This is a genomic window from Providencia sp. PROV004, from assembly GCF_011045615.1.
GTDB lineage: Bacteria > Pseudomonadota > Gammaproteobacteria > Enterobacterales > Enterobacteriaceae > Providencia > Providencia rettgeri.
This window is the reverse complement of sequence record NZ_CP042859.1, coordinates 1,497,515-1,516,466: the sequence shown is the minus strand read 5'-3', so window position 1 is coordinate 1,516,466 and position 18,952 is coordinate 1,497,515. Positions and strand designations below refer to the sequence as shown.

At 42.0% G+C, this 18,952-nt stretch carries 17 protein-coding genes; 4 read left to right on the top strand and 13 right to left on the bottom strand.

What is annotated here, in order from left to right; translation table 11 throughout:
* Nucleotides 1-4 precede the first annotated feature (4 nt).
* The 4 genes from prfB to xerD all read right to left on the bottom strand — a co-directional run bounded on the left by prfB (nucleotide 5) and on the right by xerD (nucleotide 4,607).
* Nucleotides 5-1,106 (bottom strand): peptide chain release factor 2 gene (gene prfB, locus FVA69_RS06610; RefSeq protein WP_109912913.1). Its coding sequence is split into 2 segments (ribosomal slippage): nucleotides 5-1,027 and nucleotides 1,029-1,106, totalling 1,101 coding nucleotides; the frame shifts between segments, so codons are not numbered across the junction.
* Nucleotides 1,107-1,235: 129 nt separating this feature from the next.
* Nucleotides 1,236-2,969, bottom strand: coding sequence for a single-stranded-DNA-specific exonuclease RecJ (gene recJ / locus FVA69_RS06605; protein WP_164528568.1), 1,734 nt, complete (start codon nucleotides 2,967-2,969; stop codon nucleotides 1,236-1,238).
* A gap of 9 nt (nucleotides 2,970-2,978) precedes the next feature.
* The gene (dsbC, locus tag FVA69_RS06600; RefSeq protein ID WP_164528567.1) at nucleotides 2,979-3,683 is read right to left on the bottom strand and encodes a bifunctional protein-disulfide isomerase/oxidoreductase DsbC; all 705 of its coding nucleotides are present in this window, start codon (nucleotides 3,681-3,683) and stop codon (nucleotides 2,979-2,981) included.
* 21 nt (nucleotides 3,684-3,704) lie between these two features.
* Nucleotides 3,705-4,607 carry a site-specific tyrosine recombinase XerD gene (gene xerD / locus FVA69_RS06595; RefSeq protein WP_164528566.1) on the bottom strand — a complete coding sequence of 301 codons (903 nt, stop codon included), beginning with the start codon at nucleotides 4,605-4,607 and terminating at the stop codon, nucleotides 3,705-3,707.
* Nucleotides 4,608-4,724: 117 nt separating this feature from the next.
* Between xerD and fldB the strand changes: the two genes are divergently transcribed.
* Entirely contained in the window at nucleotides 4,725-5,243 is a 519-nt protein-coding gene (gene fldB, locus FVA69_RS06590; protein ID WP_164528565.1) for a flavodoxin FldB, read from the top strand.
* An 89-nt stretch (nucleotides 5,244-5,332) separates the two neighbouring features.
* Here fldB and FVA69_RS06585 read toward each other — a convergent pair whose 3' ends face one another.
* A complete protein-coding gene (locus tag FVA69_RS06585) occupies nucleotides 5,333-5,743 on the bottom strand; it encodes a protein YgfX (RefSeq protein WP_042851636.1) in 411 nt (136 codons plus the stop codon).
* A complete protein-coding gene (sdhE, locus tag FVA69_RS06580) occupies nucleotides 5,724-5,990 on the bottom strand; it encodes an FAD assembly factor SdhE (protein WP_004913039.1) in 267 nt (88 codons plus the stop codon). Before sdhE ends, FVA69_RS06585 begins: the two co-directional genes overlap by 20 nt.
* Before the next feature lie 247 nt (nucleotides 5,991-6,237).
* Here sdhE and ygfZ point away from each other — a divergent pair, with 247 nt between their 5' ends.
* The 3 genes from ygfZ (at nucleotide 6,238) to FVA69_RS06565 (ending at nucleotide 8,994) form a co-directional block, all read left to right on the top strand.
* Nucleotides 6,238-7,221, top strand: a complete 984-nt coding sequence (gene ygfZ / locus FVA69_RS06575; RefSeq protein WP_164528564.1) for a tRNA-modifying protein YgfZ — start codon at nucleotides 6,238-6,240, stop codon at nucleotides 7,219-7,221.
* Nucleotides 7,222-7,232: 11 nt separating this feature from the next.
* On the top strand, nucleotides 7,233-7,853 hold the full coding sequence (locus tag FVA69_RS06570; RefSeq protein WP_164528563.1) for an HD domain-containing protein: 621 nt from the start codon (nucleotides 7,233-7,235) through the stop codon (nucleotides 7,851-7,853).
* 244 nt (nucleotides 7,854-8,097) lie between these two features.
* Nucleotides 8,098-8,994 (top strand): YncE family protein, encoded by an 897-nt coding sequence (locus FVA69_RS06565; protein WP_164528562.1) that lies wholly within the window; start codon nucleotides 8,098-8,100, stop codon nucleotides 8,992-8,994.
* A gap of 97 nt (nucleotides 8,995-9,091) precedes the next feature.
* Here FVA69_RS06565 and gcvP read toward each other — a convergent pair whose 3' ends face one another.
* The 7 genes from gcvP to FVA69_RS06530 all read right to left on the bottom strand — a co-directional run bounded on the left by gcvP (nucleotide 9,092) and on the right by FVA69_RS06530 (nucleotide 18,877).
* A complete protein-coding gene (gcvP, locus tag FVA69_RS06560) occupies nucleotides 9,092-11,968 on the bottom strand; it encodes an aminomethyl-transferring glycine dehydrogenase (RefSeq protein WP_004913047.1) in 2,877 nt (958 codons plus the stop codon).
* Between the two features lie 296 nt (nucleotides 11,969-12,264).
* Nucleotides 12,265-12,657 (bottom strand): glycine cleavage system protein GcvH, encoded by a 393-nt coding sequence (gene gcvH / locus FVA69_RS06555; protein WP_123382449.1) that lies wholly within the window; start codon nucleotides 12,655-12,657, stop codon nucleotides 12,265-12,267.
* Nucleotides 12,658-12,702: 45 nt separating this feature from the next.
* A complete protein-coding gene (gene gcvT, locus FVA69_RS06550; RefSeq protein WP_164528561.1) occupies nucleotides 12,703-13,797 on the bottom strand; it encodes a glycine cleavage system aminomethyltransferase GcvT in 1,095 nt (364 codons plus the stop codon).
* Nucleotides 13,798-14,315: 518 nt separating this feature from the next.
* On the bottom strand, nucleotides 14,316-15,545 hold the full coding sequence (ubiI, locus tag FVA69_RS06545; RefSeq protein WP_004913057.1) for an FAD-dependent 2-octaprenylphenol hydroxylase: 1,230 nt from the start codon (nucleotides 15,543-15,545) through the stop codon (nucleotides 14,316-14,318).
* A 26-nt stretch (nucleotides 15,546-15,571) separates the two neighbouring features.
* Nucleotides 15,572-16,750 (bottom strand): 2-octaprenyl-6-methoxyphenyl hydroxylase, encoded by a 1,179-nt coding sequence (ubiH, locus tag FVA69_RS06540; protein WP_164528560.1) that lies wholly within the window; start codon nucleotides 16,748-16,750, stop codon nucleotides 15,572-15,574.
* 34 nt (nucleotides 16,751-16,784) lie between these two features.
* Complete coding sequence (gene pepP, locus FVA69_RS06535) at nucleotides 16,785-18,107, bottom strand: Xaa-Pro aminopeptidase (RefSeq protein WP_109912923.1); 1,323 nt, start codon at nucleotides 18,105-18,107, stop codon at nucleotides 16,785-16,787.
* A 191-nt stretch (nucleotides 18,108-18,298) separates the two neighbouring features.
* The gene (locus FVA69_RS06530; RefSeq protein WP_109912924.1) at nucleotides 18,299-18,877 is read right to left on the bottom strand and encodes a YecA family protein; all 579 of its coding nucleotides are present in this window, start codon (nucleotides 18,875-18,877) and stop codon (nucleotides 18,299-18,301) included.
* Between the last annotated feature and the right edge of the window lie 75 nt (nucleotides 18,878-18,952).

Genomic DNA, 18,952 nt, shown 5'->3' with positions numbered 1-18,952 from the left:
TCCCTCACAGGCCAGCTTTTAAACTAGCTTCAATGAATTTATCCAAATCACCATCCAGTACGGCTTGCGTGTTACGCGTTTCCACACCAGTACGTAAATCTTTAATTCTTGCATCATCAAGGACATAAGAACGAATCTGGCTTCCCCAGCCAATATCAGACTTGTTCTCTTCCATCGCTTGCTTATCTGCATTTTTCTTTTGCATTTCCAGTTCGTATAGCTTCGCTTTTAACTGGCGCATAGCTTGGTCTTTATTTTTATGCTGCGAACGGTCATTCTGGCATTGCGTCACAATATTGGTTGGAATATGTGTGATACGTACCGCTGATTCCGTTTTGTTTACGTGCTGCCCACCAGCACCAGATGCACGGTACACATCGATACGCAAATCTGCTGGATTGATTTCGATATCAATATCATCATCAACTTCAGGATAAATAAACGCAGAACTAAAAGAAGTATGGCGACGCCCACCCGAGTCAAACGGGCTCTTACGAACCAAACGGTGAACACCCGTTTCCGTTCTTAACCATCCGTAGGCATAGTCACCAATAATTTTGACCGTTGCCGATTTTAGCCCGGCAACATCACCATCAGACTCTTCGATAATTTCGGTTTTAAAGCCCTTTGACTCGGCCCAACGCAAGTACATGCGTAATAACATACTTGCCCAATCTTGAGCCTCAGTACCGCCAGAACCCGCTTGTAAGTCAATGTAGCAGTCTGCGCTATCGTATTCGCCTGAGAACATACGACGAAATTCAAGTTGCTCTAACTTGCCTTGTAATTGCTCTAATTCAGCTTCTGCTTCATTGAATGTGTCTTCATCATCAGCTTCAACCGCTAGCTCTAATAAACCTTCAACATCTTCAAGGCCTTGCATCATCTGGTCAATCGTTTCAACAATTGCCTCAAGCGATGAGCGTTCTTTACCAAGGGCTTGTGCTCTCTCGGGTTCATTCCAGACATCTGGCTGTTCAAGCTCAGCGTTGACTTCTTCTAAGCGTTCTTTCTTGGCATCATAGTCAAAGATACCCCCTCAGAACCACTGTCCGTTCAGACAGGTCCTGAATCTTACTTTTTACTGGGTTTATTTCAAACGTCATTTTTCAATATCTTATGGTTAGTCAAAAATAATTTTTTATTCACAAACCGCTTAGTATAGCGGAATTTATCTCATGTTTATAGCGCCATCAAACGCTATTTACTGGTTATTCTTCTGGTTTATTACCAGCTTAATCCGGCCAAATATGCTCAATCATTAATTGTACGTTTCTTTGGCCACGATATTCGTTTACGTCTAATTTAAAGGCTATTTTAGCTTTTTTGACACTGTTGTCTGGCCATCTACGGACATCAATATTAAACATGATTGCATCTAACATTGGCCCACCATTCACAGGCTCTAGCATCAGTTTCAGATGACGTTCACCAACAAGCCTTTGCTGCAATAATTGAAACTCGCCATCAAAAATAGGTTCTGGAAATGCTTGCCCCCACGGGCCACTTTCTCGAATAAGTTCAGCCGTTTCTAAACAAAACTCATGGCGAGAAAGTTCACCATCACTCCAGATCACCCCAGCTAATTGCTCAGGTTGAACTAATTCACCCATCAATAATTCGAAATGATGTTTAAAGGCGTCAAATTGATCAACATGTAAAGTTAAACCTGCAGCCATTGCATGCCCACCAAATTTTTGCATGATACCGGGTTGTAACGTATTTAATCGTTCTAGTGCATCCCGCATATGAACACCTTGAATAGAGCGGCCAGAACCTTTTAATAAACCATCACCAGCAGGGGCAAATGCGATAACCGGACGATGATATTGTTCTTTGATCCTTGAAGCGAGTATACCGACAACACCTTGATGCCATTCAGGATGATATATGGCTAAGCCATTCGGTAACTGGTTTTCACCGTATTCGAATTGATTAAAAAGCACGAGTGCTTCTTGTTGCATACCCGCTTCAATCTCACGACGAGTTTGATTTAACCCATCTAACTCATTCGCCAGTTCCCTTGCATATGCCATATCGTCTGTCAGTAATAATTCAATACTCACTGACATATCATCTAATCGACCTGCCGCGTTTAATCTAGGACCAAGAGCAAAACCAAAATCATTTGCCACTAACCTAGATAAATCGCGGTTGGAAACCTCAACGAGGGCTTTAATTCCCGCACAACAACGCCCTGCTCTAACACGATTTAGCCCTTGGTGAACTAAAATACGGTTATTGGTATCAAGAGGCACCACATCGGCAACGGTTCCCAATGCAACCAAATCAAGGTATTCGGCTAAATTAGGCTCTGCAAGCCCTTGTTTCGCAAACCATCCTTGCTGACGTAAATACGCACGTAAGGCTGACATTAAATAAAATGTGACACCTACCCCCGCTAATGATTTAGATGCAAAGCAACATTCATTTAAGTTCGGGTTGATTATCGCATCCGCAGCAGGCAACGTTTCCCCCGGCAGATGGTGGTCGGTAATAATTACATTCATTCCATAATGATTAGCGGCACCAACCCCTTCATGAGATGAAATGCCATTATCAACCGTTATAATGAGATTTGTTCCACGTTTACGGGCTTCTTCAACAACCAATGGCGTTAAACCATAGCCATTTTCAAAACGGTTCGGAACGATATAGTTGATATTTCTATATCCCATTGATTTTAAAGCTCGAATAGCTAATGCCGTACTTGTTGCTCCGTCGGCATCAAAATCACCAACAATAGTAATAGCTTCATGCTCATTTAGTGCGCGATAAAGTAGTGGTAATGCCTTATCAACACCCGATAATGACCGATAATCCAATAAATTAGCCGCTTTACGCTCTAACTGAGTTATGTCCGTGATGCCTCGGTGTTGGTAAATCCGTTGTAAAAGTTCAGGCAAGCCAAGAAGTTGAGCCGCAGAGCTTTGTTGCTGTCTTTGTTGTAAGAGCGTTTCTACATTCACAATAATTAACTATTTTTGGTTGAGTAATTGAACAAGGGCATCCGGTTTCATATAACCAGGTAGCATTTGCCCATCAGGTAGGATGATTGCTGGGGTTCCCGTCACTTTGAATAAATTACCCACACTCATATGCTTACTTAGGTCAATTTTGCAGTCATCAATGATCGCAACGTCCTCACCTTTAAACGCTTGAGTTAATGCCTTTTGTTGTAGGCCATTACACCAGATAGACGCCATTTTTTTCCCTACGTCACTATCTGCGCCTTGGCGTGGATAAGCCAGATAACGCACTGTGACACCTTGGCGGTTTAATTCATCAACAGACTCATGTAATTTCTTACAATAACCACAGCTAATATCGGTAAAAACGGTCACAACATACTTTTCTTGGGGAGCTTTAAAGATAATCATTTCATCTTTTAGCGCCTCTACTTTTTTCAATAACGGCTGGTTACTGATATTAACCGGGTTTTTACCGCTCATATCATAAATTGGCCCTTGCAATAAATACTTGCCGTCATCTGTGATGTATACAACGCCAGTTGATGTTTCAACCACATTCAGCCCAACAATGGGTGAAGGTTTAATCACCTCAACAACCATATTGTATTTTTCCAATGTATCACGGATAACTTTTTCTTCCGTTGCCCCATAGACTGTGGAAGTAAACGACGTAATACATGCGGCAGCCAATAATAACAATTTGCGTTTCATAGATAGTCCTTTAATCATGCATCACCCCCTTGGATGATGCTGCTCATGCAATACTCGTAACCGCTCAGTCGCAACATGAGTATAAATTTGTGTGGTTGATAGATCGCTATGACCTAACAACATTTGTACCACGCGTAAATCGGCCCCATGGTTGAGTAAATGGGTGGCAAAAGCGTGTCTTAGAACATGCGGTGAGAGTAGCTCACTGTCAATATGAGCAAGTACGGCATAATATTTTATTCGGTGCCAAAACGTTTGCCGAGTCATTTTCGTGCCACGTTTACTTGGGAATAGAATATCGCTCGTTTTGCCATTTAATAAATCAGGGCGACCTTCATCAATGTATTTCTCTAGCCAATATATTGCCTCTTCCCCCAAGGGAATCAATCTTTCTTTATCGCCTTTACCGACAACACGAATAACTCCCTGCCGCAAACTTATATCTGAGAACGTTAAACCGATTAATTCAGATACACGCAAACCACAGGCATATAACACTTCTAACATGGCTTTATCACGTAGCTCTAAAGCATCTTCGGTAGCAGGGGCGTTTAATAAATCTTCAACTTGTTTTTCACTTAAATCTTTGGGTAAACGCTGCGGAATTTTGGGTGCAGCAATGACCGCGGAGGGGTCATCCAGGCGAATTTTTTCCCGATACAAATATTGAAATAACCGACGCATCGCACTTAATAAACGTGCTGAACTGGTTGCTTTATATCCACAATCAATGCGTTCAGCAAAAAAAGATTGTAAGTCAATAGATTGAACATTTTCTAAATGCAACTGGTGAACATCAAGCCATTTATCTAATAATTGAAGATCATTACGATAAGAAGCTAATGTATTTTCAGCAAGATCTTGTTCAAGCCAGATTGTATCAAGAAATTGTTCAATTAATGGATTAAGTTGTTTTGTTTCCACGACAGATCTACTTCCTTTCGATAATACCACACGATTCTATTATGCCTGAATGTGCCGGCTTCTGTTACAATACATCTCTTGTGATGAAAACCATAGCTGGACATAGTAATAATATATATGAAAATAGGTCTTTTTTACGGTTCTAGTACCTGTTATACCGAAATGGTTGCAGAAAAAATACGTGATATTCTCGGCGATGATTTCGTCACACTGCATAACGTTAACGATACACCGCCGGCAGAAATGGAACAGTATGATGTTCTTATTTTGGGAATACCTACGTGGGATTTTGGTGAAATACAAGAAGATTGGCTTGAAATTTGGGAAGCGCTTCCCAATCTTAACCTCGCAAATACAATCATTGCGATGTATGGTCTTGGTGACCAAATAGATTATGGCGAGTGGTTTCTTGATGCCCTTGGCATGCTCTACCATCAACTAAAACCAACTGGTGCTAAATTCGTTGGCTTCTGGCCGACCGAAGGCTATACCTTTGATAGCCCTAAACCACTCAATGAAACCGGTGATATGTTTGTGGGGCTTGCATTAGATGAAGTTCACCAGTTTGAACAGACCGATGAACGCATCGCACAATGGTGTGTACAGATTTTTCAGGAAATTGAAGCTCTATTATAATGCAAACTGATGTTTGCTTGCTCATCGATAACCCAAAGTGAGCGGCACCTAGCGGTATTTAGGCCACCAATTCGGTTGATCTTGGTTGCCTAGATATCAGGGTATTGCAGCAATAACTGGTTTAAATTACGCCAATTTTCCTCCGAAAGTGCGTCTTTAGCTACCCATAAATGGATCTTTTGCGGTTTGCCTTGTAACGCTTCTAATGTCAGCAATATGCCGTAACGAGTAAGCCAAGGTGCTTTCAGTATTCGCCACTCGTTTTTCTTCCACTGAAGCTTATTGCCATTAACCAGTACAGCAACCCCTTTTATTTTACTGATATTTTTCTGACTCTTTGCCCAACTCGCAACGACAACCACTAGTAGCGGCAGCCATATCATTGAGTTACCAGGAGACCATGGAGTCAGAAGCAAAAACATCCCAATGACCCCATGAACACAGGTTGAGAACAATTGAGTTTTCCATGAAATGGAGAGATTAGATTTCCACAGGACCACGATTTTTATTTTTTTCCTGAATCAGTTTAATCATACGAAAAAGTTCGTCATCATCTGGGCGGCCATGATTCATTAACCAGTTGAATAAGTCAGGGTCCGCACATTCTAATAATCGAACAAATACCTGCTTATCTTGGGTTGTCAGGTTATCATATTCATACTCAAAAAACGGCATGATTGAAATATCTAATTCACGCATACCACGGCGGCATGCCCAATGAATTCGCGCTTTATTCTCAATATCCATTTTACTACGGCCTTTTTTGCAGTTAACTGATTAGATTGATTATTTTCCATACTCTAACAGATTATCCGCCAAGAAAACATGTTATAGACTACATAGTTGTAATTTTAGTAGTAAAATACCGTTTTTCTACAAACAGCTGATGAAAAACTATTAGATAATACAGGTTCATCATAATAACTACTTGCAATGTTATCTAGCTATTTTACCATTAGGCACCCTTATCTATCAAAGAACAATAGGTGAAATCATGACTAACCACATTGATAGTACACAGCAATTTCCTCTCGGATCTCAGTCTTTACCACTCGTTTTGATTTCACTGGAAAACTGGGAACTTATTCACCTTCACGGCGCCGACGCAGAAAAATACCTGCAAGGTCAAGTGACCGCGGATATTGCCACACTCACACAATCACACACATTAACAGCACACTGTGATCCCAAAGGTAAGATGTGGAGTGACCTCCGCTTATTCCATCACTTAGATGGCTATTCCTATCTATTAAGAACTAGCGTTGCCGATTCACAACTCGCTGAACTGAAAAAATATGCTGTTTTCTCGAAAGTCACTTTTGAAAAGAAACCGGACCTAAAATTAATCGGGGTCGCAGGTAAAGGCGCTAGAGAAGCGCTGGCAACACTCTTTACTACATTACCAGACGACCAAAACCAAGTGGTTACTGACGGCGCTTCTACCATATTGCATTTTGCATTACCCACAGAGCGTTTTCTGGTGATCACAAGCGAAGAAACGGCACAAAAAATGGCTCAAACCTTGAGTGCTATTCAGGTCAATGATGAACAATGGCTAGCCCTTGATATCGAAGCTGGGTTTGCAGTTATCGATCAACAAAACAGTGCTCAACATTTACCTCAAGCAACCAATTTACAAGCCCTACCTCATGGTATTAGCTTTAAAAAAGGCTGTTATACCGGTCAAGAAATGGTTGCCCGTGCAAAATTCCGCGGTGCAAATAAACGTGCGATGTATACCTTAAAAGGCACAGGCACTACCATTCCTGCTATTGGTGAAGGTGTGGAATGGCAGCTTGGTGATAAATGGCGCCGTACAGGAACCGTGCTAGCGGCAATTCGCTTAGGTAGTGGCGAAATCTATGTACAAGTCATTATGAATAACGATATGGAAGCCGATAGCGTTTTCCGCGTTATGGGTGATGAGCAAAGTCATCTAACTATCGCACCATTACCTTATTCATTAGAAGAGAATTAATTGGAGTTTTTATGTCATCTGCATTAGGTAGCAAGCCCGTAGAGGTGGTTAATTTTGGGGCTTTTACCGAAGTCGTCCAATTTTTGATGGAATTAGATAAACTCAAAAGTGTTTATCGTAAAAATAAGTTATTGAACCGTGAACGCCAAGAAAATACAGCAGAACACAGTTGGCAATTTGCGGTTGCAGCCATGAGTTTTGCACCCTATGTACAAGGCGTTAATATCGAACATGCGATAAAACTTGCCCTTGTGCATGACATTGTGGAAATTGACGCAGGTGATGTATTGGTATTTGATAATGCCGCTCGTGATGCTATTCATGAAGAAGAAGTTAAAGCGGCTAAGCGTATTTTTAACTTACTGCCTAGCCCGCAAAATGAAACATTGCTAGCTTTATGGAATGAATATGATACATTAGAAACCCCGGAATCTGTGTATGCGAATGCCATTGACCGAGCAATGCCAATGCTGATGAACCTGCACAATCAAGGGCAAAGCTGGGTCGAAAACCACATTCGTCTGGAACAAGTTCTCAGTAAATGTGATTATATTCAACAGATCCTACCTGAATTTTATCAACAACTTAAATTACAATTGGAGCTAGCTCAGCAAAAAGGCTGGTTGCTGTAATTGTCGCCCAAAGCGGCTGAAAAGCCGCTTCATTTAACGTTTTACACTCATCTAATCTAATATCTATTGCCCATAGTAAGATATACCTTTCACTAATTCATTATTTTAATTTAAATAATAAACCACTTTATATTTTTTAATAATTATTAATCTCGACTTATATAGAAATACCAATATTAATAACTTGCTAATTATTAATATCACTCCTATCTTTATCATTGAACATTTGCCTGTGAGGTTTAAAATGCAAAAATTCAATGAATATTCAAATCCTTACCTTTTACTACTAGATGTCCATTCACCCGCTATAGTTCAATTCAATAAATCAACTCGTCAAACAATCCCAATTATCGAAGAACTCGGTGGAACCCCTGACGGCATTGCTATTGACCCTGCTAATCGATTAATTTATTGGAGCAATATGGGGGATGATTATGAAGCTGACGATGGCTCCATCAATGTGATGAATTTTGATGGCACTGGCAGAAAAATGCTATTAGGCAATGGAAAAATAAGAACGCCAAAACAATTACATCTTGATTTAGTGAATCAACGATTATATTGGTGTGACCGTGAAGGAGGTATGGTTTCATCGTGTAATATCGATGGTTCTAATTTATTCGTCCATGTAGCAAGACCCCGAGATAAACACAATAAAGTAGATATCTTAGACCAATGTGTTGGCATTACTGTTGATGTCGCAAATAATTGGCTCTACTGGACTCAAAAAGGAACCCCTAAAGGTAATTTAGGTCGTATCTTTAGGGTGCCATTAACGCCTAAAACCCAACAATCAGCCAATCAACGAAACGATATTCAATTGCTCCTTCAAGACCTACCCGAACCTATTGATTTATTGCTTGATGAAGAAACCCATATTTTATATTGGACAGATAGAGGCGCTGAGCCCGATGGTAATAGCTTAAATTGTGCCAATATTACTGCTGATGGATTAAGCCATTACAAGGTAATAAGCCGTGGTTTTAAAGAAGCAATTGGGCTGACATATGATAAACCAGCAAAACTGATGTATGTCGCCGACCTTAATGGAGGGGTTTACCAAGTCGTTATGGAAACAGGTGAAGTGGAAAAGCTATACCAAGGTAAAAATTATACGGGGATTTCACAATATTTAGGTTAGAAATATCCATAAATAAAGGCTTGATTTCAGTAAACTATCGAAATCAAGCCTAAAACATATTTAATTCACACTATTTAATGAAAGGTGTGATTTATTCCTACATATAATCTTCAATCGGTACGCACGAACAGTGTAGGTGACGGTCCCCATACACATCATCAAGGCGTTTTACCGCAGGCCAATATTTATTCGCTTTCGTTTGTTCAGTAGGGAATACGGCAAGCTCACGGCTATAACTATGAGGCCACTCCCCTGCTAACTCTGTTTGCACATGAGGCGAATTCACTAATGGGTTATCTTCTAACGTCCATTGGCCTTTCACTACTTGGTCAATTTCATCACGGATAGCTAACATAGCATCAATGAACCGATCAATTTCCGTAATACTTTCAGACTCTGTCGGCTCAATCATTAATGTTCCCGCCACAGGGAAAGACATGGTTGGTGCATGGAAACCATAATCAATCAAACGCTTAGCAATATCCAGTTCACTGATACCCGTGTCTTTTTTAATCGGACGTAAATCGACAATACACTCATGAGCCACATAGCCTTCTTGCCCTGTATATAAAATGTCATAACGACCAGAAAGACGCTTAGCAATATAGTTAGCATTTAAAATGGCAACTTGGCTGGCTTTGCGTAAGCCATAAGAGCCCATCATACGAATATACATCCAGCTAATTGGCAAAATTGATGCACTACCAAATGGGGCGGCTGATACCGCACCTTGGTCAGTTAACATTTCTTGCTCAACCACAGAGTGCCCCGGTACGAACGGTGCTAAGTGCTTTTTCACACCAATAGGCCCCATACCTGGGCCACCACCGCCATGAGGAATACAGAATGTTTTATGTAAATTTAGGTGAGAAACATCCGCACCAATAAAGCCTGGAGTTGTTAACCCAACCTGAGCATTCATATTTGCGCCATCAAGGTATACTTGGCCGCCATATTGGTGAATAATTTCACACACTTCACGAATACTTTCTTCATATACCCCGTGGGTTGATGGGTAAGTTACCATCACACAAGAAAGAGCTTCGCTATGTTGCTGGGCTTTTTCACGTAAATCAGTTAAGTCGATATTACCTTCATCATCACAACGCACTACCACCACTTCCATACCTGCCATATGCGCAGAAGCTGGATTAGTACCGTGAGCAGAAGCTGGGATCAAACAAATATTTCTCTCCCCTTCATTGCGACTTTCATGGTAACGACGAATAGCTAATAAACCTGCATATTCACCTTGAGCCCCTGAGTTAGGTTGCATACAAACCGCATCATAACCGGTCAATTGTACTAACCAATGAGAAAGCTGTTCTATCATTTGATGATAACCTTGCGCCTGCTCAGGTGGACAAAACGGATGTAGCTCGCCAAATTCAGGCCAGGTAATTGGGATCATTTCCGCAGCCGCATTAAGCTTCATGGTACAAGAACCGAGTGGGATCATAGCTTGGTTTAATGCTAAATCTTTGCGCTCTAAGCTATGCATGTAGCGCATCATTTCGGTTTCACTGTGGTAACGATGAAAGTTGGGATGTACTAAAATTTCATCATCACGTCTCATCGTGTTTGGAATTGCTTGTTCTGTCGCGGAAACTGACTGATCTAGTTTTTCAAAATCCAGCTTAGTTTCGACACCGGTGATCACTGCAAACAATTCATTTAAATCTTGGCGGGTCGTGATTTCACTAAAAGTCACACCGACTGCACCACGAATGTCAGTGCGTAAATTCACTTTGGCTTTTTCAGCACGCGCTAGCACTGCTGTTTTGTCTGCGACTTCAATGCAAAGTGTATCAAACCAAGTTTTATGGCGTGATACGAAACCTGCATCTGCTAATGCCTTGACAAAAATAGAGCTAAAGCGATGAATGCGCTCTGCAATTATTTTCAGCCCTTTTGGTCCATGATAAACCGCATACATGGCTGCAATATTGGCTAACAGCACTTGGGATGTACAAATATTCGAGTTCGCTTTTTCACGGCGAATATGCTGCTCACGGGTTTGCATCGCCATACGTAGTGCAGTATTACCTGCCGCATCACGAGACACACCGATAATACGTCCCGGCATTGCCCGTTTAAATTCGTCACGACACGCAAAAAATGCCGCATGAGGTCCACCATAACCCATGGGAACACCAAAACGTTGCGCTGAACCGAAGACAATATCCGCCCCTTGCTTACCCGGTGCGGTCAGTAATACTAGTGCCATCATATCTGCAGCAACACAGCTGACAATTTTACGCTCTTTTAGCTGAGCAAAGAGCGCGCTGTAGTCATGGACATTACCTGTCGAGCCAACCTGCTGAAGTAACACACCAAAAACACCTTCGTGTTCCAATGCTTTCTCTGCGCTATCCACAATCACTTCAAAACCAAAAGTACCCGCACGCGTGCGAACGACATCTAGCGTTTGCGGATGAACATCATCTGCTACAAAAAAGCGTTCTGCATCTTTCAGTTTGCTGATCCGTTTTGCCATTGCCATAGCTTCAGCCGCAGCAGTGGCTTCATCTAATAACGACGCAGAGGCAAGGTCTAAACCAGTAAGGTCGATAGTTACCTGTTGAAAATTCAATAATGATTCTAAACGACCTTGTGACACCTCCGGTTGGTATGGCGTATAAGCGGTATACCAACCCGGGTTTTCTAATAAATTACGCAAAATAACCGGCGGAAGCACTGCAGGCGCATACCCCATACCAATGTAGCTTTTGTAGCGCTTATTGAGTGACGCTATCGCTTTTAATTCAGCTAAGGCTTCTTGCTCAGTTGCTCCCCCACCCACTCTTGGTGGCTCTGCAAGCAAAATGGCTTTAGGGACAATTTTGTCCATCAAAGTATCTAATGACGTTGCACCCACGGTGTCTAACATGGTTTTTAATTGTTGTTCTGATGAACCAATGTGGCGCGAAATGAATTCTGAACGGTTTTCTAATTGACTCAGTGACATCGACATATCTGTGTTCCCATCCTTTGTCTGCTATGCATAAGTTGTAGGGCGATTATTACGGAACTTGCGAGATAACGCTTAAAATCAATGATATTGCTGCTTGTTTCTTGTTTCTTACTAATTATATTTTATCAATCCTCTAAATAGCTCATCTCATGGCTATCACTAAAAAGTGTTTATTCTAAATAGGTTGCGTTGTGGCTAGGCGGCAAACGAATAAGACCCTAGGAGCATACATCAGTATGTGACTAGGGCGAATGAGCGAAGCCAACGCCGCCACAAGAAGAAATATGACTAGGATTTTATTCTTCGGCTTCGATCATAGAGGTATAACCCGCCGCATCAATTAAATCCGCCAGCTCTGCGGTATCGGATGCTTTAATACGGAAAATCCAGCCTTCTTGGTATGGCTGTTCGTTCACAAGTTCTGGCGCGTCATTCAGTTCGCCATTAACCGCCACAATTTCGCCACTCAGAGGAGCGTAAATATCGGATGCCGCTTTAACTGACTCGACGACTGCAACGTCATCACCTGCACTTACTGCAGTACCTACTTCGGGTAAATCAACAAACACCATGTCACCTAACGTTTCTTGCGCATGTTCGGTGATACCAACCGTAAACTCACCATTACCTTCATCGCGCAGCCACTCATGTTCACGGGTGTACATTAATTCTTTAGGTGTATTGCTCATCATTAGCCTCTCAATTTTTAAATTTATTAATTAGATTCGCCCAAATTACACTAAGCATTTTCCTTCACGGACAAAGCCCGGTTTAACGACGTCAACTGGCATCTCTCTTTGTCTGATTTCAACAATTGCTTTGCCTTGAATTCCGTTCGGGACACGCGCTAACGCAATACTAAAGCCAAGGGTTGGCGAGAAAGAGCCACTGGTTATCACCCCTTCTTGTAGTTTCCCAAGTTCATCAGTAAAGCGGACAACTTGCCCCGCACGCAGTATACCTTTTTCACGCATCACAATACCGACAAGTTTTTCAGTACCTTGTTCGCGTAATTTTTCCAATGCTTCACGGCCAATAAATTGGCGATCTTCAGGTTTCCAAGCGATCGTCCAGCCCATATTCGCGGCAAGGGGAGAAATGCTTTCATCCATATCTTGCCCATATAGGTTCATACCGGCTTCAAGGCGTAAGGTATCACGTGCCCCTAAGCCCGCAGGGTGAACTCCAGACTTAAGCAGTTTATGCCAAAATTCAACGACCTGCTCTTTAGGCAGGGCAATTTCATAACCTTTTTCACCAGTATACCCAGTGGTTGCGATGAACAAATCCCCTGCTTGAACACCATAAAATGGTTTCATTCCTTCAATAGCACTGTTTTGTTCCGCACTGAGTAATGAATGAACTTTTTCTGGCGCTTGTGGCCCTTGAACAGCCAATAGTGCTAAATCATCGCGAACACGAATTTCAACAGCATAGCCTTTAGCATGCTGCTCAATCCAAGCGAGGTCTTTATCACGTGTTGCTGAGTTGACGACGAGACGATAAAAGTCATCAGCGAGGTAATACACAATCAGGTCATCAATAACACCACCAGAAGCATTCAGCATGCCTGTATATAAGGCTTTACCTTGCTCTGTAAGTTTATTGATATCGTTGGCGAGAAGATAACGCAGAAAATCACGACAGCCTTCGCCGTGTAAATCAACAATAGTCATATGGGAAACATCAAACATCCCTGCTTCGGTTCTGACAAAATTATGTTCATTGATCTGTGAACCATAATGCAACGGCATCATCCAACCATGAAAATCGACCATTTTTGCACCGCAGGCTATATGTTCATCATATAGTGTTGTTTGCTTTACCATGAATACCCTCTTTACATTATTAATATGACAGGGTGATTGCGTGGTGAAAATTACCCATCTGCAACAAAATCACGTGATAATTTTAACCCGACGCAAACGATAACTTTTTAAAAACCTACCACTGTTTGCGGTTCTATTCTATAAAAAAAAATAGGGCTACCATTCCTCTGTATTACTGATTGCGCTCTGATTTTGCCAGCGATTTTTGTTAAATAATTGAGAATGATCACTCAAAACCCTTACATTTAGAGTCTAATGGTGCAAAATATCACCAAAACTAGAATTTGAATGATGCCTTGATAAATAAAACCCACCATAGCAATATAAATAAAACTAATGCGAAAAATGAATATAATTAGTTTTTTTCAGTCAGGAAATAAAAGAAGAGGTCTACGACTCATATTAAAACGAGGTCATTAGGATTATTTCTTATACAGAAATCAGTGATGACACTATGTGTATTGAGATAAATAAAGAAAAGGCACAATTGATAATATTGTGCCTTTACTGAAAGGAATTTAGAGAGAGTCTTCAACTTGGAGTTGTTCCAGCCACTTAGGCATATCAAACAGCCCCATCGCATGGTTCAATAATTGAGGTTTAACCCCCGGTAAGCTATCCGCTAATACTAACCCAATATCACGCAGCAACTTCTTCGCAGGGTTATTACCATCGAATAATTCACGGAAGCCTTGCATACCAGCTAACATCAACGCTGCACTGTGCTTACGGCTACGCTCATAGTCACGCAAGTATAAATATTGACCAAAATCTTTGCCTTCACGGTGCAAACGTTTAATTTCACCAATCAGCATAGCGACATCCATAAAACCAAGGTTAACCCCTTGGCCCGCTAATGGATGGATGGTATGAGCCGCATCCCCTAACAACGCTAAACGTTGCGCCGCAAATTGCCTTGCATAGCGTCCAGTTAATGGAATAGTTAATCGATCACTTTCCACTTGGCAAAGACCAAGACGAATATCAAATGCAACTGCCAATTCTTTATTAAAATCAGTAGGTTCTAAAGACTGGCGCCTTGCTGCCTCAGTAGCAGGCTGAGACCAGACAATCGAGCAAAGATGCGGGTCACTTAATGGTAAAAACGCCAAAATACCTTTACCATCAAAAGCTTGGCGAGCAACACCTTCGTGAGGTTTTTCAGTTCGGACCGTAGCAACTAACGCGGTATGTTCATAATCCCAAAAGGTTAATGGGATATCCGCATGACTACGCAACCACGAGTTTGCCCCGTCAGCCCCCACAATTAACCGTGCTGTTAACATGTTTTCATCATCTAACGTAATAAAAACATCATTTTCTCCCCACACTACTTTTTTAATCGTTGCGGGTGCTAATAATGTCACATCGCGAAGCTGCGACGCCTTTTGCCATAGTGCATCACGTACGACATTATTTTCAACAATATGCCCTAAATGCGTTAAGTTGCGCTCTTGAGCGGTAAAAGTAATACGCCCAAAACTATCGTTATCCCAAACTTCCATGCCATTATATGCAGAAGCTCGCATTCCTTTAATCGTTGACCAAACACCTAAATGGGACAGTAACTTTTCACTTGCCGCATTAATAGCTGATACCCTTAATGCGTGCGGTTCTGCTGCACTAAATGGTACCTTAGGTGGATGATTCTCAATTACTGCAACACGTAGCCCACTCCCCTCAAGCCCACAAGCGAGTGCTAACCCAACCATACCACCACCGGCGATAACCACATCAAATGATTGCATATTCTTTATTCCTCTTTATTTCGTGGTTATTGGTGTGCAATCCAACCCAATGTTTGGCGAGCCAAAACATCACGAGCTGGCGGTAACATTTCCATTGCCATTAAACCTAAGTTACGCCCGACAATAAGCGGTAAACAGCGATTCGCAAATAAACGAACCAAACCGTCGGTTATCGTAACCGTTTTGTCTCTATCTAACGCCCGAGCTTGCTGGTATTGGCTTAGGAGTGAATAACGTCCAATATCTTGCCCCTTCGCGTCTGCATTTACCACCATGTGAGCCAATTGCATCACATCACGGATACCTAAATTAAAACCTTGCCCCGCAATAGGATGCAAAGTCTGAGCGGCATTTCCAACTAACACAACTCGATGACTGACTGGGTTAAGTGCTTTACGCAATACCAGTGGATAGCAATGGCGCTTACCTGCCATGACGATTTCACCTAACCGCCAGCCAAACGCTTGCTGTAATTTATCCATAAATGTCGCATCATCCCAAGCCCTGATGGTGTCTGCTTGCTCTTGTTGATGACACCAAACCAATGAACTACGGCCTTGTGACATCGGCAATAGTGCTAATGGGCCAAATTCAGTAAAACGTTCAAAAGCTTGGCCCTGCGGGTCAATGGCGGTTTTCACATTCGCGATAATAGCCACCTGCCCATAGTCATCCTGTTGCCATTGCATATGGCAGGCTTTACCTATCGCGGAATGGCTACCATCAGCAGCAATCAGTAATTCCCCGGTTACCTTATCGCCATTATCCAAGGTGACCGTAACGATATCTTGTTCACGATGAACATTTTCTACTTTTGCAGGGCAATAAAGGGTAACTCCAGGGGCTTTACGTAACAACGAAAACAGGCGGGCGCCAGCTTCGTGCAATTCAATGACATTGCCTAGAGCGTCGATATGATAATCATCGGCAGCAATGTTTACAAAACCAGCATGGCCTCTATCAGACACATGAACGTGATTAATGGGGGTCACACAATCTGCTAAAGCAGGCCAGACACCTATTTTTGCTAACGATTGGCAAGTACCGTGGGCTAACGCAATCGCACGTGCGTCGAACCCGGGATGTTTACCATCTGGCAAAGCTGCCTCGATTAATGAAACCGATAATTTTCCTTGGCTAAGGGATGATATCGCCAGTGCTAATGTTGCACCCGCCATACCGCCCCCCACGATGATCACATTCATGCGTTGTTTATTACCTTTCTATGATGACTGACATCTACCCTAAATTGTGCGTTGCTGCTGCCATTAGGGCTTCAATTTCATCAGGGTCTTTCACGACTAAGTCTGTTAAGTTTTCATTTCCGTTTTCGGTGATCACAATATCATCTTCGATACGTACACCAATTCCGCGATATTGCGGTGGCACATCGGCATCTGGAGCAATATACAAACCAGGCTCGACAGTTAATACCATTCCAACTTCAAGCACACGATCCCGGTCTGTACCGTAAAAACCTACGTCATGTACATCTAACCCTAACCAATGACTTAAACCATGCATAAAGAATGGCTGATATGCTTTGTTTTCGATCAATTGATCCACATCGCCTTGTAAAATTCCAAGTGCAACGAGGCCTTCAGTTTTGATACGAACAATTTCACGAGTCACCTCATGGATGCTGGTTCCCGGACGATATAGCTCTAACGCGGTATTTAATGCTTTGAGGACGATATCGTAAATTTCACGTTGTGCTTGGCTAAATTTACCATTAACTGGGAAAGTACGTGTGATATCCCCTGCATAACCTTCAAACTCTGCACCCGCATCAATTAAGACTAATTCGCCATCCTTCATTAGGCTCTCATTTTCGGTGTAATGCAAAATACAGGCATTTTCACCACTGCCCACAATAGAGTTGTACGAAGGAAAACGTGCACCATGGCGAGTAAATTCGTGCTCTAACTCACCACAAAGTTGATATTCATACATATTAGGTCGGCAAGTTTCCATGGCTCTGACGTGTGCTAGAGCAGAAATTCGCCCAGCCATACGCAGGGTGTTAATTTCTTCTTCCGACTTAAATAAGCGCATTTCATGGACAATCGGCCGCCAATCTACCAATGTTTGTGGTGCTCGTAAGTTACGACGGCTGCCTTTACGTAAAATATCTAAGGCATCAAATAGCAATTTATCGGCATAGGCAAACTCACCCTGAGCATGATAAACCACGTCGAGGCCATTTAATAATTGATAAAGCTGCTCTTCTATTTCATTGAAAGGTAACGCTTTATCAATACCTAACTTCTCAGGAGCAGCATCTTGCCCAAGGCGGCGACCAAACCAAATCTCAGCAGTTAAATCACGAACACGGTTAAAAAGAACAGTATGGCTATGTTTTTCATCGCTCTTAATCAGGACTAATACAGCTTCAGGCTCACTAAACCCCGTCAAATAAAGGAAATCACTGTGTTGACGGTACGGGTATTCGCAATCCGCATTACGCTGCGCAGGAGGCGCTGAAAAAATAATTGCTGCACTGCCTGATTGCATTTGAGCCAATAATGCATTGCGACGAGAAATAAATTCCTGTTTATTCATACCGTTTTTGCCTTATTATCAGAATAATTAGATTGCTGAATATATTGCTTGTGTTTAACCAATCACATACAACATACACTGGCGAAATGACTTAAAACTGGATACATCCCGTTTTCAAGCACTTAATTTTATCAGTAATAAATTATTCATCGACAAAGTTAAGTGGCTTTGAAAACGCACATTAATAGAAATTAATGAAGAACGGGCTTATCATTTTCCACTGTCGTTGGGCCTTTAGTTGGCTCAATCAATGCAATGTAACATAATTGTACCGCCACCCTGACATACTCAATCACTTCTTCTAGCGCTTGCTCAAGTTCTTCTTGGTCTTCGTCTTCATCATAACCAAGCATACCAATATTGCGTAAATCGGTGATAACTTCGCTTATCTCTTTTTTATCAGCCAATTTCGGTTGTGTAACTCCAAGCCCTAATAAAAAGTGATTAACCCAACCAGCCAGTGCATCAGCATGGTCAAAAACAGAAGCGTCTTCGTCAGGGAATAGCATGGCAAATGCAAACTCGCTGTCATCAAGTGCTTCAAATGTGGTATCAAAAAGTTCTCGCAGTGGCTGTGCAACAGTTTGAGGGAAAGCTAAACCATCGTTAGCAAGGTCATGGACTAACGTTTGCCAGCTATGGTCACGGCCCCCACCACAGATCAACCCGGTTATTAGACCATGGATTTCCGCAGCAGTAAGTGCGATTGAGTGCTGTTGCAGGAGTTTGTCCAGTGATTCATAGTTTGGTAAAGATTTTTGTATAGACATCTGAATTCGTCATGTTAGCTTATGATTCGTGATATGCTACCATCAAGGATAGCCGCTAGACCAGTATGCTTTTGT

Bases quoted from the DNA above. Each gene is read 5' to 3' on its own strand.
- dsbC (WP_164528567.1), bottom strand. From the start codon at position 3,683: ATGAAACGCAAATTGTTATTATTGGCTGCCGCATGTATTACGTCGTTT.
- fldB (WP_164528565.1), top strand. From the start codon at position 4,725: ATGAAAATAGGTCTTTTTTACGGTTCTAGTACCTGTTATACCGAAATG.
- sdhE (WP_004913039.1), bottom strand. From the start codon at position 5,990: ATGGATATTGAGAATAAAGCGCGAATTCATTGGGCATGCCGCCGTGGT.
- ygfZ (WP_164528564.1), top strand. From the start codon at position 6,238: ATGACTAACCACATTGATAGTACACAGCAATTTCCTCTCGGATCTCAG.
- FVA69_RS06570 (WP_164528563.1), top strand. From the start codon at position 7,233: ATGTCATCTGCATTAGGTAGCAAGCCCGTAGAGGTGGTTAATTTTGGG.
- FVA69_RS06565 (WP_164528562.1), top strand. From the start codon at position 8,098: ATGCAAAAATTCAATGAATATTCAAATCCTTACCTTTTACTACTAGAT.
- gcvP (WP_004913047.1), bottom strand. From the start codon at position 11,968: ATGTCGATGTCACTGAGTCAATTAGAAAACCGTTCAGAATTCATTTCG.
- gcvH (WP_123382449.1), bottom strand. From the start codon at position 12,657: ATGAGCAATACACCTAAAGAATTAATGTACACCCGTGAACATGAGTGG.
- gcvT (WP_164528561.1), bottom strand. From the start codon at position 13,797: ATGGTAAAGCAAACAACACTATATGATGAACATATAGCCTGCGGTGCA.
- ubiI (WP_004913057.1), bottom strand. From the start codon at position 15,545: ATGCAATCATTTGATGTGGTTATCGCCGGTGGTGGTATGGTTGGGTTA.
- ubiH (WP_164528560.1), bottom strand. From the start codon at position 16,750: ATGAATGTGATCATCGTGGGGGGCGGTATGGCGGGTGCAACATTAGCA.
- pepP (WP_109912923.1), bottom strand. From the start codon at position 18,107: ATGAATAAACAGGAATTTATTTCTCGTCGCAATGCATTATTGGCTCAA.
- FVA69_RS06530 (WP_109912924.1), bottom strand. From the start codon at position 18,877: ATGTCTATACAAAAATCTTTACCAAACTATGAATCACTGGACAAACTC.